Raw genomic sequence first — 13,396 nt, 5'->3', positions numbered from 1 at the left:
TTTCGTCCCCTTGCGGTCTTGCCTTGTGAAGCTCTGCGTCTCAGTAAATATCCTTCGACAGCAGGGTAAACGGCGTCTTCACCAGAATCTTCACATCCAGCCACAGCGACCAGTTGTTGATGTACTTGAGGTCGATCTCGACACGCTTTTCCATCTTGTCGAGAGTGTCGGTCTCGCCACGGCAACCGCTGATCTGTGCCAGGCCAGTAATGCCCGGTTTGATTCGGTGGCGGGCCATGTAGGCGAGGATTTTCCCCGAGTAGTAGTTGTTGTGCGCCACGGCATGCGGGCGCGGGCCGACGAGCGCCATATGACCTTGCAACACGTTGAACAGTTGCGGCAGTTCATCCAGCGACGTGCGGCGGATAAAGCGCCCGACGGCGGTGATGCGCGAGTCGTTACGGCTGGCCTGCTTGACGTCGCGATCATCGTGGACGCGCATCGAGCGGAACTTCCAGACCTGAATCACCTTGCCGTTCCAGCCATGGCGATCCTGCTTGAAGAACACCGGGCCTGGCGAGCTGAGCTTCACCGCCAACGAGATCAGCAGCAGCACCGGGCTCAACAGGATGATGGCCAGCAGCGCGACACTTATCTCCATCAGGCTCTTGCTCAGGGCGGCGGTCGGGCGGCTGGTCAGCGGACTTTCATTGAGGTAGATCGCCGGCAGGCCGTCCACGACTTTTACCGAGTGATTGAGCAACGTCAGGCTGTTCAGGTCCGGCACCCAGACCACATCGACGTTGGCATCCAGCAGATCGACATACATCGCCTCGATCTTCGCCGCTTCGGACAGCGACAGCGTGATGTAGAGACGACGGATGTCGTGGCGTTTGATCAGCTCCAGAAGGTTTTCCTGATCGCCGACCACGCGTGGAGCGTCTGCGTCCAGAGCGGGCAGGGTGCCGTTGCTGACCAGACCTACCAACGACAGGTTTTCGTGTTCGCTGAGTTTCTTCGCCAGGCCCAGGGCCAGTTCGCCGGTGCCGACGATCAGGGTCTTGTGCTCGCTTTTGCGTGAGCGCTGGTAGTACTTCGAAAACGCGTGCAGCGGAGCATACAGCAGCGCCTGACCGAGGAAACCGTACACCGCCCAGTCAAGGATCACCTGACGGGAAAACAGCTCGTCGGCCTTGCAGATAAACGCGATGAACGTCAGCCCGGCCATGGTCATCGACCAGCCCATCAGCAGCCGTCCCAGTCCGGTCAGGTAGTTGTCGCGTTTTCGGTAGGCGCCGCTGAAGGTGTAGGCCGGAACCGAAGCCAACACGGCCAGCATGGTGCACATCCGGTAATAGAACTCGACCGTTCCCGTGTGCTGCTCAGCCAATATAAACAACAGTGAAACAATAAAGCACTGTGCCAGTGCCCATTGGCCCCAGAAGGTAAGTCCCTTGAGGCCGGTGTTTCGGTTGATACGTAGAGTGAGATCCATATGCGATATCCCCAAAAGACTTCCATTCAGGTTTCGACAGTTGAAATCCGAGTTGTCAAACAGACTTGTTTTTGTTGTAGGTGCCGGTGTCTTGAGGGAACAACATCGGTATGCCGAACTGTCGTCAGTGAATAGACTAAGTTATTGGGAAAGATGCTGTCTGACGAGTTCTAACAAGATGGCAAAGTGCCAATCAATTGTATTGGGAAATAATCGAACGTTAGAAAAGGTCAAAGGGCAAAGGGTGAACAAACAATAATGTGTTTGCTATCGTAGGAAGGGTGAGGAGGGAGGCATTAGCGAAAAGGAGGTTCAAACAAGCAAAGTGCTTTTTTATTTTTGTTATTGCACTTGCTTCGATTTCTGGATGTGCAGGCTGTGCTTAGGCAACCACTTCCTGGATCAGGCAATAACCACGGTTGCGCACGGCACGAAACAGTCGTTCACCATTGCTGGCACTTTTGAACTTGTCTTGAAGACGGCTCAGGCACATTTCCAGTCCGCGATATTGTTCCGGTTCCCGGCCGATGCTGAGGATCAGTTCGTCACGACTGACGACGCGTTCTTCATGGTGCAGCATCTTTCTGACCAGTGCGGTTTCAAGGCCGGTAAGGCTGATCTCGACACCTTCCTTGACGAGTGCGCCCTGATCATTGTCCAGATGCCAGGCTTCTGTGCAGGGAACATTGCCTTCAATGGAACCGGTATCTTCTATTGCCGGCGAGTTCTGGAATGAGTTCACCGATTGTGCTGCCAGCCACTCGGATTCGAGTGTGGCCAATATGCGCTGTGTATCATGTTCAATACTGCGAGCGACGCTTTTCCTTGTGCCGCGTGGGTAAGTGAACTCCATGAGCGTGGGAGTGGAAGAGGGCGAAGCAACACCTTCAACAAACATTTGTGCCCGGGACGTACCGAACGAATTGAAACGTTCACTGGAGAGGATGCTCTCGAGTTCACGTTGCGACGCTGAGTTATTGGTCACGACAACAAAATATTTTCTTGGGAGGGTTGTACTGGTTTCCATGTCTCTCTCCTGAATAACGCACCAAATTTGGCTAAAAGGTAATCGGCAGACGAGTTATAACGCGCTCGGAATAATCGACAGGCAGGGTCTGGGCCCAATTATGGCCCGCGACAAGTTCCACTGGGTCTGCTTTTAGAGTAATGATTTATTGTTATGTTTAAGTGTTGCAGCGCTCATTCAATTGACAGCTTTTTATTGGATGGATATTGCAAATAAAGCGGTGAGACCGTGGATTGTTGAAGCGTTGCATCAGACGTTCCCTCGTATGCTGCAATGGTGATTTCCCTGATTCAGGCGGTTGAGATCAACCCCCTCATCAGACGGTAGCCATACCCGCGAATGCTCTGTATGGCGTTCGTACCGTACACGTCCTTGATTTTCCCACGCAAGCGGCTGATGGATTTTTCCAGCGCGCGAGGGTCGTAGAAATGCGTGTTGAGCCCCATGATGCCGGCAATTTCGTCATGGCTGAGAATGTGATTGCTGGTTTGCGAGAACGCTTCCAGGATCTTCATCTCGGCAAAGGAAATGTCCAGTTTCTTGCTGGTGTCGGAGAGGCAGATACGGGTCGGGTCCAGTATCAGATCAATGTCACGCAGCCATTCTTCACTGCTGAAGAAATGCCCCAGCAACTCGCCACCTTCTTCGGAAAGGGTATTGAGCTTGATACAGAAGTCTGCGCCGGCAAGATGGTATTTGATCTTGTTATGGGCGCCGCGACCGGTAATCACCGCACAAATGATTGGCTTCAAGTTCTCGGTGCGCAGGTTCTCTACCAGCGCCAGATTGTCTTCCAGTGCTTGCGGAGTATCGATGACGATGAAAATGGCGCGATAGGCGCCTTGATATTCGTTTGGCTGATATGAACTAGTGAAAGAGTCGGCTTCCAGTGCCAGGCCGGACTGCACATGCTGGGCGATTAGCGTTTTGAAGTGTTCGGCCACAGCACGGGTACGCGCCAGGGCAAGAACACCTGGCGCGTCGTTTGTCTGGTGCGAGCTTCTAGTCGCTAAGTTCCCTGTAAGCATCATGCCTTGACTCGAAAAAGTGCGGACATCGGGATGTTAAAGCACCGGTTCTCATCTGTGACTGACAATTGGTAACATTCGCGCGATTTTTAGACGTGGCTCCCGAGTTTTTTAACAATAATTAAGCTTTTCAAGCTTTTAGTTGATTTTCTCGGAGTGCTGAACTAACGAAACGAACGTCGTTAGATAGTGGCGATGTGCAATGGTGCCACTATTTTGTAATTATGGCGACCGATTTTTATGTCCTATGGCCAGTATGGTTCGTCGCCAGAATCAGGGGGAGTGTGAGGTGGGTCACATTTTAAGGGGTGAAGGTTATTTTTGCCACTAAGTGAACAAGTTCACAGACGGACGATTATTAACATGGCTTGAGTGTGTCTTTTGATAAGACCTATTCTCCGTCACCGAATCGGGCAAGGGGCGTTGATCTGCCAATTGTTTAATTTCAGATACCCAATGCCTGAGTGCAGTTGACCGGGCGCTCTTCAAGAGCGTTCTGACGGAGGATTAATGGATTTACTGACCTTGTTCAAGGTGTTGGTTTTAGGGGCGGTAGAAGGTCTCACCGAGTTCTTGCCCATCTCCAGTACGGGCCACCAGATTATCGTTGCCGACTTACTCGATTTCGGTGGCGAACGCGCCATGGCGTTCAACATTATTATTCAACTGGGCGCCATTCTGGCCGTGGTCTGGGAGTTCCGTCCGAAGATCTTCGAGATCGTCAAAGGCCTGCCGACCCAACGCAATGCACAACGATTCACCGTTAATCTGCTGATCGCATTCTTTCCGGCAGTGATTCTCGGCGTGTTATTCGCCGACGCCATTCATCATTACCTGTTCAACCCGATCACCGTGGCGGTCGCACTGGTGGTGGGCGGTATCGTGATGTTGTGGGCCGAACGGCGCAAACACGTGGTGAGTGTCGAACATGTCGACGACATGGTCTGGTCCGACGCGCTGAAGATCGGTTGCGTACAGTGCCTGGCGATGATTCCCGGCACCTCGCGCTCCGGCTCCACCATTATCGGCGGTCTGCTGTTCGGTCTGTCGCGCAAGGCTGCCACGGAATTCTCGTTCTTCCTGGCAATGCCGACCATGGTCGGTGCGGCGGTGTATTCCGGCTACAAGTACCGCGACCTGTTTCAGGCAGGCGATCTGCCGGTCTTCGCCCTGGGCTTCGTCACCGCATTCGTGTTCGCGATGATCGCCGTACGCGGCTTGCTCAAGTTCATTGCGAACCACAGCTACGCCGCATTCGCCTGGTACCGGATCGCGTTTGGTTTGCTGATCCTGGCGACGTGGATGTTTGGCTGGGTGAACTGGACAGAAGCGGCGGCCTGATCACTGACTGCTGATCAGCGCGGCGATGGTGAGGTCACTCAACTCCGTATCAGGCAATTCCTGACGAAAACGCTGCAAGGCCGAGCTGAAATACGCGGCTTGCAGCATGCCGTCGCTGGCGAGGAAATAACGTGCCGCTTCTATTTCCTCTACCGAATACACACGTTTTTTCAGTCCGGAAATGTCCGACATCCCGTCGACCGTGACCATCGTCGTCGTGAAAAACAGAAATCCAGACATCTGGGTCGATTGAAAGGGGTCATCTCCCCCCTCACCGCATCCCTTCGCGAAATCGCAGGAGGCGTAGGCGTTGGCATAGAGAGTCGAGAGTAAAGCGAGGAGGGTGAAACGCTTGAATAAAACGCGGCTGAAGGCGGGCATAACCAAAAGACATCCTGTCAGTACAACAAAACACCGGGCAACGCTCATTCGTTGCCCGCACGCTCAACGCATCGATCAACGACCCGCCAGCAACTCCGCCGCCTGATCCAGCAACGCCAGCGGATCCTTGGCCTTGTGAATATCCACCGACAACAACTGCCGAAACTTGCGCGCCCCCGGGAACCCGGTGCCCAGGCCCAGTACATGGCGCGTGATGTGATGCATCGCCCCGCCAGTCGCCAGATGCGCGGCAATATAAGGTCGCAGCTGCGCCAAGGCCTCGGCCCGGGTGATCACCGGCGCCGAACTGCCGAACAACTGCTGATCCACCTCGGCCAGCAAGTAAGGATTGTGATAAGCCTCACGGCCCAGCATCACACCGTCAAAGGTCTGCAAGTGCTCATGGCAGGCCTCCATCGTCTTGATCCCGCCGTTCAGAATGAACTCCAGCTCCGGAAAATCCGCCTTCAACCGCGCCGCCACGTCATAACGCAGCGGCGGAATGTCACGGTTCTCCTTCGGCGACAACCCCTCCAGAATCGCAATCCGCGCATGCACCGTAAAACTGGTGCACCCGGCATCCCGCACCGTGCCGACGAAATCACACAGCTCTTCGTAGCTGTCCCGCCCATTGATCCCGATCCGATGCTTCACCGTCACCGGAATCGACACCGCATCACGCATCGCCTTCACACAATCCGCCACCAACTGCGGATGCCCCATCAGGCACGCACCGATCATATTGTTCTGCACCCGATCACTCGGGCAGCCAACGTTCAGATTCACCTCGTCGTAACCGTGCTCCTGCGCCATGCGTGCGCACGCGGCCAGGTCCAGCGGAACACTTCCGCCCAGTTGCAGAGCCAACGGGTGCTCGGCTTCGTTGTGACGGAGGAAACGTTCGTGATCGCCGTTGAGCAGCGCGCCGGTGGTGACCATTTCGGTGTAGAGCAGGGCGTTTTTCGACAGGATGCGTAGGAAGTACCGGCAATGGCGGTCAGTCCAATCCATCATCGGCGCGACGGAGAAACGGCGGGAGAGTGGGGCGGGTGTGGCGGAGATTGGGGGCATTGGGGGTACGGAATCGGTGTGGCTGGGAGGTGGGGGAGTTTATCAGGAATGACCGGTCGGGCTCAGTGATATCCGGCGGAAATACAACCTCATCATGTGTGGGATTAGGCGAGACAGCCACGAAATGGACTGATAGCATCGGGCTATCAATAAGAGTGAGGAAGGGATCCCATGCTGAAAAAACTCGCATCATCTGTTCTCGTCGCCGGCACCCTGCTTGCCTCCGCCCAAGGGGCTTTCGCCGAAGAAAAGCTGTTCAAGAACTACGTCTACCAGACCCCACTCGCAAAATTCACCGAAGCGGCCGGTTACTACGACTGCTCCGAAGACGTCGGCGGAACCGCAAGATGCATCGACGATGTGGATTTCCTGGAAGAAAAATTCACCGTTGCGCTGATCTTCTCGGGTGACAAGCTGATGATGGTTTCGTTGATAAGCCCGTTTGATCAGAACTTATACGTTAAGGCCGTTGCGGGGCTTTCCAAGTCATTCACGCTGGTTTCCATGAGTGACGATAAATCGGTTTTGGATTTGGTTGATACCACTCGAAAGGCAAAAAGTAGAGAAGAGTTTTCGGCGAAGATCACTAACTTTGAACAAGTTGGTCTGACGGGGGGGAATTTGACCTATACCTTCCTTGAAGGGGTCAATGCCAAAGGGCAGCCAAATGCAGTTAGCGCATTGGCTGCTGCGCCTGAAAATACGCGGTCTGCTGAGCTGGTGCTTGCGGGGCAGGGTGCGGATGCGGGATTGCTTATTCGGTTTACGTTTCCGCGTTTAGAGGCGAATAAGATTTTGGCTGAGGCAAAGAAACCTATTGAAGAATTTTGATAGGTTAGAAACAAATGAGGTAGTTTTTTTGATCTGTGGGCGGTAGATAAATCTGCCCCCGTTTCCTGCGTGCCGTGCCCGGGCAGCTCTGAAAGGGTGATCCTTGAATGGATCAACAGTACTCACAAATGATATTTGGAGGAGTAACTATGTCAAAGATCAAAGACGTTTGGGCTGACGATTTTATGGGGCGAAAACCAAGTAGTGAGTTCTTAACGACCTATATTCTGGCTAATCCTCACGTGAAAGTTCTAAATGTTAATTCTCCTTGGGGTTCTGGTAAGAGTTTTTTTTTGGAAAGATGGAAGGCCGATCTTGGCAAGGAGCACGTCTGTGTTTTATTTAATGCTTGGGAAACTGACTACGCTGCAGATCCATTAGTCGCGTTGATAACATGTATCGAACAACAAATAAAAGATAATCTTGATGTTACAGCAACTGAGGCGGGGCGTCGTGCTGTTGACGTTGGTTCAGATGTTTTACGTAAGGCGGTGCCATTAATTGCCAAAGGATTGATCAAGAAGTTTGTTGGTGTGGATTTTGATGATTTGTTAGGTGAGGAAGGAGGGGAAAATGCTGCCGATTCAGTAAAGGACTTGGTCGCTTCCTTAATTAATGATCAATCAAAAACATCAAGGCATGTTGAGGAATTTAAGGCGGCAGTAATAAAGCGTCTGGAACAGGCGGCGGAAAATAATAACTTAAGTAAGCCTGCTTTTATTTTTATTGATGAGTTGGATCGTTGTCGCCCTACTTATGCAATTGAACTTTTGGAAAGAATAAAGCACTTTTTTGAATTGGAAGACTGTCGCTTTGTCATTGCCTCAGACTCAAAGCAGTTGGCTCATTCTATACGGGCAGTCTATGGTCAAGGTTTTTCATCAGAAAGATATTTGAATAGGTTTTTTGATGCTGAATTCAATTTAGATAATAGCAATATTTTTAATTTTGTTTATGGCTATCTTCCAGAAATAAAATCAGTCACTTTGGGTGTTAATGTTACGGGGCAAGTTCATGGTATGTATTTTTCTGAAGTTCCAGTGCATCCCCAAAGAAATACAGTGGTAACTGAGCTTGAAGGTTTTACAGAAAATGGATTGATACTTGTCGGGTTAGTCAAGTATTTTGGGGTGGAGCTGAGAGAGTTGACTAATTACCTAAAGCAGATAAAGAGTGCGGCGGATACTATTGGTGGTGAAATTCACTTTTTTTGGCTGGCATATTTGATCTTTTTTAAGTCCTCAAAGGCAGCAGAATACGCTGATCTGTGGAGCGCTGATAAAGGCCATGTCGCCATACAGAGGCTCAATGAAAAAGCTGTAGGTGTAACGTTCTCGTTTACTAGCGAGCTTTCAAATATTAAGGATATGGCAGACTTTTATTTGACAATACTTAATGCAAATAGCCAAGATCTCCAGCAGATGCGGAACTTGACCTCCTGGCGAAATACCGTTTATTACAAAGGTATTAATGCGCCTGAGCGGGAAAGATTGAAAATATACAAAGATGTGGTGGAGCTTGCCCATCGTCTTAACTAACGTTGTTTTGCAGCGAAAGAGGACAGATTTGTTTTTTCGAAAGCTACTAATAAGGTGGTGAGTAGAGAGAAGGGTATTCTTTGGTTTTTTAGATAAATAAATAGGTTCCAATTGTTAAGCGGATGATTCCCGACTTTATTGAAAAGGTTGTGGAGGGAAATGATAATAAATCAAATGCCAAAAAAGGGGGGGCAGATTTATTTGTTCTAAGTGGTAAATAAATCCGTCCCCATTTTTTCTTTTTAATTTTTAGGTGAGCAATGGATCTTGATTTCTCGTATGTACGACTAGCACGAACCGAGTCAAGCGAAAGCTATGTCGTCTGGGGGCGAAGAAAGGGAAGTGACTCTAAAAGTCGTATAGGTTTTCTTGAGCTGCATTTTGAGCGCCGCGTTGCTCATGGTACTTTGATTATTGAAAATGAGCTGGATTCGGAGGTGTTGGGGAAGCTGATATCTAAGCTTGATGATGAGTTGGTTAACTATGAGCGAGAGGATTTTATTGTCTCGGTTTACCTCGGCGAAGAGATAGGGTATTACTCTGATGTTGTCGGCGAGGAGGAAAGGTCTTATCAGAGAGCTACTCGTGGGGATTTAAATGAGATCCATAAAACGATAACGAAGGTTATAGGAAGGCAGCAGGCCGCGAAGGGTAAGTTGGCGGAACATGCGATATGTGATTACTTCGAAAAGTTAAAATATAAAACCAAAATTGCTGACTCTGAATTGGATGCAGCGAAGGTTGATGTAGTGGCTACCTCGGAAGACGAAATTCTGTACGTGCAGTCAAAGGTCGGAGCTGTTTCGAGTTCTGAAATTCGTAAAATTGTGGCATCTGTCTCTAATCTGCCGAAGGTGCCAGGCCGATTGGCTTCTGCAGTTATCATTGCTCGTGAGTTTCCTATGGATGCAGAGCTTAAACGACGCTCTTTGGAGGCTGAGCTAGGCATTAATATAATGTATATACAGCTTTATCAAGTATTGGCTTCAGTCCCTGAGTACAAAAGGGCACTTGGCGGCTGAGAGAACTGAAAGGGGATAAATTTATTTATTTTTTTAGAGTGGTGGGTAATAAGTAAATCATAAATAAATCTGTCCCCATTGTTTCTTATTTTTATACGATAAATAAATCTGTCAGGTTTTTCTGTAATTTTTCTCTTAGGTAGGCGCGAGGTAGAGACGATTTTTACTGCTGTCCTGCCTCACCTGACTACATTTACTCCGCCCGTCAGGATGGTTTTATTTGACTTTTTATGGGGGGCGAAGCGAAACACTAATTGCCAATGTAGTGTGTTTATGATCTTTGTGATCATGGAAAAACAGGGAGTAAAGCTTCATGGCTGATTTATCTATAGAGCGTAAGCTGGTTTTAGCTGCTGGGATGAGGACGAAATTTGTTCGTGATCTGGGTGCGGAGGAGTATGAGCTGTATCGCAGGCATTCTGCGATTATTCGAAATTTTAGTAAGGATCATGAGCTGCTTCGCTTGGTGGTCAGAGCTTTTGAAGCTTTCAAGAAATTTATGAAAAATAGCGTGGAGACAATCAGGTCTAATGCGGAGTTGAATCAAGAGGCCCTTGTTGATTATTCGTTTGAGCCCGGCGCCTTACTTCTTGAATATTTAAATACTACACGTATTTTTGTGGATCACTTCAAGGCAAAAATAATTCGCTTGTATGGCCAAGACTCTGCTGAGTTTTCAAATTATGAAAAGTTGTTGAATTTGGAGTTTGATGAGTGTTTTTCTTATAGATTTTTATATAAGCTAAGAAACTACACTACGCACTGTGGTTTGCCTTTGCTCAATTTTAAATTGAGCCGGATGCCAGGTGAACATGCATCTCTAATTATAACTATGAAGCCCAAGGATCTACTTGTTTCATATAGCGGCTGGGGGGCGATAGTTGGCAAAGATCTTGAGTCTAAGGAAGATGATATCTATCTATGGCCTCTCTTGAGTGAGAATGTCGACTCTGTTGTTTATTTTTTCCATACCTTGTATGGAGACTTCTACCGTGATGAGGCTCTTGAGAGCCTGGATTGGATGTGCACGTTTTTGGGGTCGAATTCTCCTGAAGTAGGTTTAGCGATTGCTGAGGGTGATATGGATGATCGAGGGCTTCCCGCTATTTTGGAGTTTGTGGTCATCCGGCAGATAAGAAGTCTCATGGAGACCGAACAGGAGTTTCTGGCTCGCAGCGAACCTTTATAAAAATATTGCTTGTTTAATACTGAAAGGGGACAGATTTATTTGTTTTGTTAGGGCAGCTGAAATGAGCCAAAAAATAACAATTAATAAATCTGTCCCCATTGTTGTGTTAGTCAGTTCGCGGATGGCATGCGCTCATATGCCATTTTCGCTAACTCACGATAAGATATGCGTTTTGCCTCGCCAGACTCGGTTACTATGGCGTGCCCAAGATCATAAGGTTCTGTAAATGGAAAGTCGATCGTATTCGCAGGAACATTTAGAGTTGCAACGTACTGGCCCAGGATGCCCACAATTATGCCTAGATTTTTTGGGCCGGGAATAAAATAGACACACGATTCTTGCACTATCTCGCAGAATGATTTATCAAGTGCGTATTGTTCTAAGTCCTTTTCATTAGCTGACGTAAACTCGTCGTATACTTTTAGTCCGAGTCCCGAAAAATCATTCTTTTTAGACGTGGGGTTGAACTCCATAAGAGCTCTGAGCTTTTCGTGGTTTACATTTGTTCTGAACCACTCACCAAACGCAAAATATCCACCAGCTAATGCAACTTTAGCAGCAAACTTTATTCTTCCGGGGGGGGAAGGGGGACAGATTTATTTGTTTTAGATTTCTAGGTGGTAAATAAATCTGTCCCCGTTATTGGTTGAAACTTGACGAGAACAAGCTTATTGAACAGGCCAAAAAACCGGTCGAATCTTTTTAAGTTTGACGCTTTGGCGTGTAACGCGCCTTGCTGGCAATAGGAAGGGGACAGATTTGTTTGCTCATTTTTTGAGATAAATAAATATGTCCCCATTGTTTCCCGCGCTGTGAAGTAGCGTGAGTTCCAAGAACTTGCCAGTCAAACCGTCACGTCGACCTTATTGGCGCCTACGGGCATCTGGGTGACTGTTTCATGCGTCATTCGCGCGCCCTTGCTCCACAACTGGGAGGAGAAGAAACCGTTCAGGGTATCAGCGTTTGGGGTTGTCCCTTTTTTAAGGAATAGGGCACCCAGATCGATTGTGTTGGCGAAGTTGTCCTTGTTCAGAATATACCCGCCCGTAAAGTTACCACCCCACGGAGCGTCGGCGGCCACCAGGGCGATGGAGGCGTCGCGGTAGCTGCTCGCTGCCGATTTCAATTCACTGGAAGCATTCAACAGCTCGTTCAGCCGATCCATGTCGGAAGCGCTGAGCTGGCGTGAACTGTCGAGAACCTTGAGGCTGCCATCCGCTTCTATGGTGAAGCCAAATTTCTTGTCGGCGAGATCCGGATCGCTGTGAGCCAACGCTGATTGGAACTCCTCGAAAGAGAGTTTCAGCGATTGATGGGCGCTTTTGTGCCCTTCGGCAATTTGCGGGTAATCCGGCGACTGGGTGCGCGCGATCATGCTCTCGATCGATTCCGTTTCCGGGCTCGGCGCGGGGGGTTCATTGTTTGGATGGTAAATTGCAGCCGGATTGATGTTGACCGTGGTTTTCAGCAAGTTTTCACTGAGGGATTTGGTGGTCAATGGCTGGCTGGTTTGGCTCAACTGAGCGGTTGATGGTCGGATAAATACAGAATTGATTGAAAGGGGCATGTCGTCATTCCTTTAACGTCTGAATTAGCAGGGTATCGACGGCCTATGAAAAAACATGAGGGTGGAAGGGAAGGTCCAGACGGATTGCATATGTGAAGCCTTTTTTAAACGGTCAGCTCCAGCACGGCGTTTTGTCCGGACAAAAGGGACGGATTGGTTTGTTTTTGACTTCTAGGTGGTAAATAAATCTGTCCCCATTGTTTTCACATTGTTTTCAAACCTAAGAAACCACTCGTTTAAATGACTCATTCTCTCGTAATCCAAACCCTACACATCCTTGCGCCACCCCCTACACCTAAGACAGAATCCGCCGGCTTGTACGTCTAGACCGGGGCTTTTATCGTTCTCGGGTCACTGAAAACCAGTGATCGGGTTTGGTAGCCCGCTTCGTGTCTAGATTCATGGCGTCACCGTGTGCAGTCCTTTTCAGGGCTCGGATTTCATGGTGGTCATGCGTGGGGCCCATTCGTGGGCGCCGGGTTCTAGTGCGACCGGTCTACCAACCCGCGTATGGCCGCCACCCAACGTTTGGTAGCGAAGGGTGATGGTTCCTTTTGGTAATCGCGCTAGAGGATTCATCCATGTTCAAACCAACACCCAACCCACCCGAAACCGATCCGGTTTCACCTTATCAATTCCCAGATTCCAAAAAACTCAACGAAGCCGCCGAACGCGCCCTCGACCATTACCTCACCCCGCAACAACGCATCATGGGCAGCCACACCGAACACGACCCCATGTTCCTGGCGAACCCCGCCTACACCAGCGAATCGCTGTTGGCCAACGCCAGCGAGTCCCTCGATTCCGCCAGTGAAATGCTCAGCAACTTCGCCGCCATTCTGGAACCCTCGCACCGCAAAACGGCGCTGGGCATCGCGCAGGTGGTGATGGTTGCGGGGCTGGCGGTGAATCAGGCGCTGGATCACGTCGAGCCGAAGTCGTAAGTGCAAACACCTCCCGTGGCGA

Annotated in this window: 13 protein-coding genes; 6 read left to right on the top strand and 7 right to left on the bottom strand. The window is 49.8% G+C overall.

Annotated elements, in window-relative coordinates:
* Positions 1-40 precede the first annotated feature (40 nt).
* The 3 genes from ACSPX5_RS14075 to ACSPX5_RS14065 all read right to left on the bottom strand — a co-directional run bounded on the left by ACSPX5_RS14075 (position 41) and on the right by ACSPX5_RS14065 (position 3,493).
* Positions 41-1,435, bottom strand: coding sequence for an undecaprenyl-phosphate glucose phosphotransferase (locus ACSPX5_RS14075; protein ID WP_439821958.1), 1,395 nt, complete (start codon positions 1,433-1,435; stop codon positions 41-43).
* A 382-nt stretch (positions 1,436-1,817) separates the two neighbouring features.
* Positions 1,818-2,462: a winged helix-turn-helix domain-containing protein gene (locus tag ACSPX5_RS14070; protein ID WP_323161840.1), complete on the bottom strand. Its 645-nt coding sequence runs from the start codon at positions 2,460-2,462 to the stop codon at positions 1,818-1,820.
* A 290-nt stretch (positions 2,463-2,752) separates the two neighbouring features.
* Positions 2,753-3,493, bottom strand: a complete 741-nt coding sequence (locus tag ACSPX5_RS14065; protein ID WP_439821957.1) for a winged helix-turn-helix domain-containing protein — start codon at positions 3,491-3,493, stop codon at positions 2,753-2,755.
* Positions 3,494-4,000: 507 nt separating this feature from the next.
* Between ACSPX5_RS14065 and ACSPX5_RS14060 the strand changes: the two genes are divergently transcribed.
* The gene (locus ACSPX5_RS14060; RefSeq protein ID WP_207866932.1) at positions 4,001-4,831 is read left to right on the top strand and encodes an undecaprenyl-diphosphate phosphatase; all 831 of its coding nucleotides are present in this window, start codon (positions 4,001-4,003) and stop codon (positions 4,829-4,831) included.
* Here the strand turns inward: ACSPX5_RS14060 and ACSPX5_RS14055 are convergent, their stop codons facing one another.
* Positions 4,832-5,212, bottom strand: coding sequence for a DUF2388 domain-containing protein (locus tag ACSPX5_RS14055; protein ID WP_439821956.1), 381 nt, complete (start codon positions 5,210-5,212; stop codon positions 4,832-4,834).
* Between the two features lie 75 nt (positions 5,213-5,287).
* Positions 5,288-6,283, bottom strand: coding sequence for a tRNA dihydrouridine(20/20a) synthase DusA (dusA, locus tag ACSPX5_RS14050; protein ID WP_439821955.1), 996 nt, complete (start codon positions 6,281-6,283; stop codon positions 5,288-5,290).
* 171 nt (positions 6,284-6,454) lie between these two features.
* On the opposite strand from dusA, the gene ACSPX5_RS14045 reads away from it, so the two are divergent.
* From ACSPX5_RS14045 to ACSPX5_RS14030, 4 genes are all read left to right on the top strand, one after another.
* Positions 6,455-7,114: a hypothetical protein gene (locus ACSPX5_RS14045; RefSeq protein WP_439821954.1), complete on the top strand. Its 660-nt coding sequence runs from the start codon at positions 6,455-6,457 to the stop codon at positions 7,112-7,114.
* 149 nt (positions 7,115-7,263) lie between these two features.
* On the top strand, positions 7,264-8,652 hold the full coding sequence (locus tag ACSPX5_RS14040; RefSeq protein ID WP_439821953.1) for a KAP family P-loop NTPase fold protein: 1,389 nt from the start codon (positions 7,264-7,266) through the stop codon (positions 8,650-8,652).
* 260 nt (positions 8,653-8,912) lie between these two features.
* Positions 8,913-9,674, top strand: coding sequence for a hypothetical protein (locus ACSPX5_RS14035; RefSeq protein WP_439821952.1), 762 nt, complete (start codon positions 8,913-8,915; stop codon positions 9,672-9,674).
* A 313-nt stretch (positions 9,675-9,987) separates the two neighbouring features.
* Positions 9,988-10,863, top strand: coding sequence for a hypothetical protein (locus ACSPX5_RS14030; protein ID WP_439821951.1), 876 nt, complete (start codon positions 9,988-9,990; stop codon positions 10,861-10,863).
* Between the two features lie 110 nt (positions 10,864-10,973).
* Here the strand turns inward: ACSPX5_RS14030 and ACSPX5_RS14025 are convergent, their stop codons facing one another.
* Together ACSPX5_RS14025 and ACSPX5_RS14020 are read right to left on the bottom strand one after the other, a co-directional pair.
* A complete protein-coding gene (locus ACSPX5_RS14025; RefSeq protein WP_439821950.1) occupies positions 10,974-11,336 on the bottom strand; it encodes a hypothetical protein in 363 nt (120 codons plus the stop codon).
* A 371-nt stretch (positions 11,337-11,707) separates the two neighbouring features.
* Positions 11,708-12,430, bottom strand: coding sequence for a hypothetical protein (locus ACSPX5_RS14020; RefSeq protein ID WP_439821949.1), 723 nt, complete (start codon positions 12,428-12,430; stop codon positions 11,708-11,710).
* 581 nt (positions 12,431-13,011) lie between these two features.
* On the opposite strand from ACSPX5_RS14020, the gene ACSPX5_RS14015 reads away from it, so the two are divergent.
* Entirely contained in the window at positions 13,012-13,374 is a 363-nt protein-coding gene (locus tag ACSPX5_RS14015) for a DUF6124 family protein (RefSeq protein WP_169431124.1), read from the top strand.
* The last annotated feature ends 22 nt before the right edge of the window (positions 13,375-13,396 follow it).

Origin of the sequence: Pseudomonas sp. HLG18, assembly GCF_051903985.1 — a bacterium.
Lineage (GTDB): Bacteria > Pseudomonadota > Gammaproteobacteria > Pseudomonadales > Pseudomonadaceae > Aquipseudomonas > Aquipseudomonas fluorescens_BT.
The sequence above is the reverse complement of the archived record's forward strand: the minus strand, read 5'-3'. Positions and strand labels throughout refer to the sequence as shown.

What these genes read in the sequence shown, in the direction of transcription:
- ACSPX5_RS14075 (WP_439821958.1), bottom strand. Translation starts at nt 1,435, where the DNA reads ATGGATCTCACTCTACGTATCAACCGAAACACCGGCCTCAAGGGACTT.
- ACSPX5_RS14070 (WP_323161840.1), bottom strand. Translation starts at nt 2,462, where the DNA reads ATGGAAACCAGTACAACCCTCCCAAGAAAATATTTTGTTGTCGTGACC.
- ACSPX5_RS14065 (WP_439821957.1), bottom strand. Translation starts at nt 3,493, where the DNA reads ATGATGCTTACAGGGAACTTAGCGACTAGAAGCTCGCACCAGACAAAC.
- ACSPX5_RS14060 (WP_207866932.1), top strand. Translation starts at nt 4,001, where the DNA reads ATGGATTTACTGACCTTGTTCAAGGTGTTGGTTTTAGGGGCGGTAGAA.
- ACSPX5_RS14055 (WP_439821956.1), bottom strand. Translation starts at nt 5,212, where the DNA reads ATGCCCGCCTTCAGCCGCGTTTTATTCAAGCGTTTCACCCTCCTCGCT.
- dusA (WP_439821955.1), bottom strand. Translation starts at nt 6,283, where the DNA reads ATGCCCCCAATCTCCGCCACACCCGCCCCACTCTCCCGCCGTTTCTCC.
- ACSPX5_RS14045 (WP_439821954.1), top strand. Translation starts at nt 6,455, where the DNA reads ATGCTGAAAAAACTCGCATCATCTGTTCTCGTCGCCGGCACCCTGCTT.
- ACSPX5_RS14040 (WP_439821953.1), top strand. Translation starts at nt 7,264, where the DNA reads ATGTCAAAGATCAAAGACGTTTGGGCTGACGATTTTATGGGGCGAAAA.
- ACSPX5_RS14035 (WP_439821952.1), top strand. Translation starts at nt 8,913, where the DNA reads ATGGATCTTGATTTCTCGTATGTACGACTAGCACGAACCGAGTCAAGC.
- ACSPX5_RS14030 (WP_439821951.1), top strand. Translation starts at nt 9,988, where the DNA reads ATGGCTGATTTATCTATAGAGCGTAAGCTGGTTTTAGCTGCTGGGATG.
- ACSPX5_RS14025 (WP_439821950.1), bottom strand. Translation starts at nt 11,336, where the DNA reads ATGGAGTTCAACCCCACGTCTAAAAAGAATGATTTTTCGGGACTCGGA.
- ACSPX5_RS14020 (WP_439821949.1), bottom strand. Translation starts at nt 12,430, where the DNA reads ATGCCCCTTTCAATCAATTCTGTATTTATCCGACCATCAACCGCTCAG.
- ACSPX5_RS14015 (WP_169431124.1), top strand. Translation starts at nt 13,012, where the DNA reads ATGTTCAAACCAACACCCAACCCACCCGAAACCGATCCGGTTTCACCT.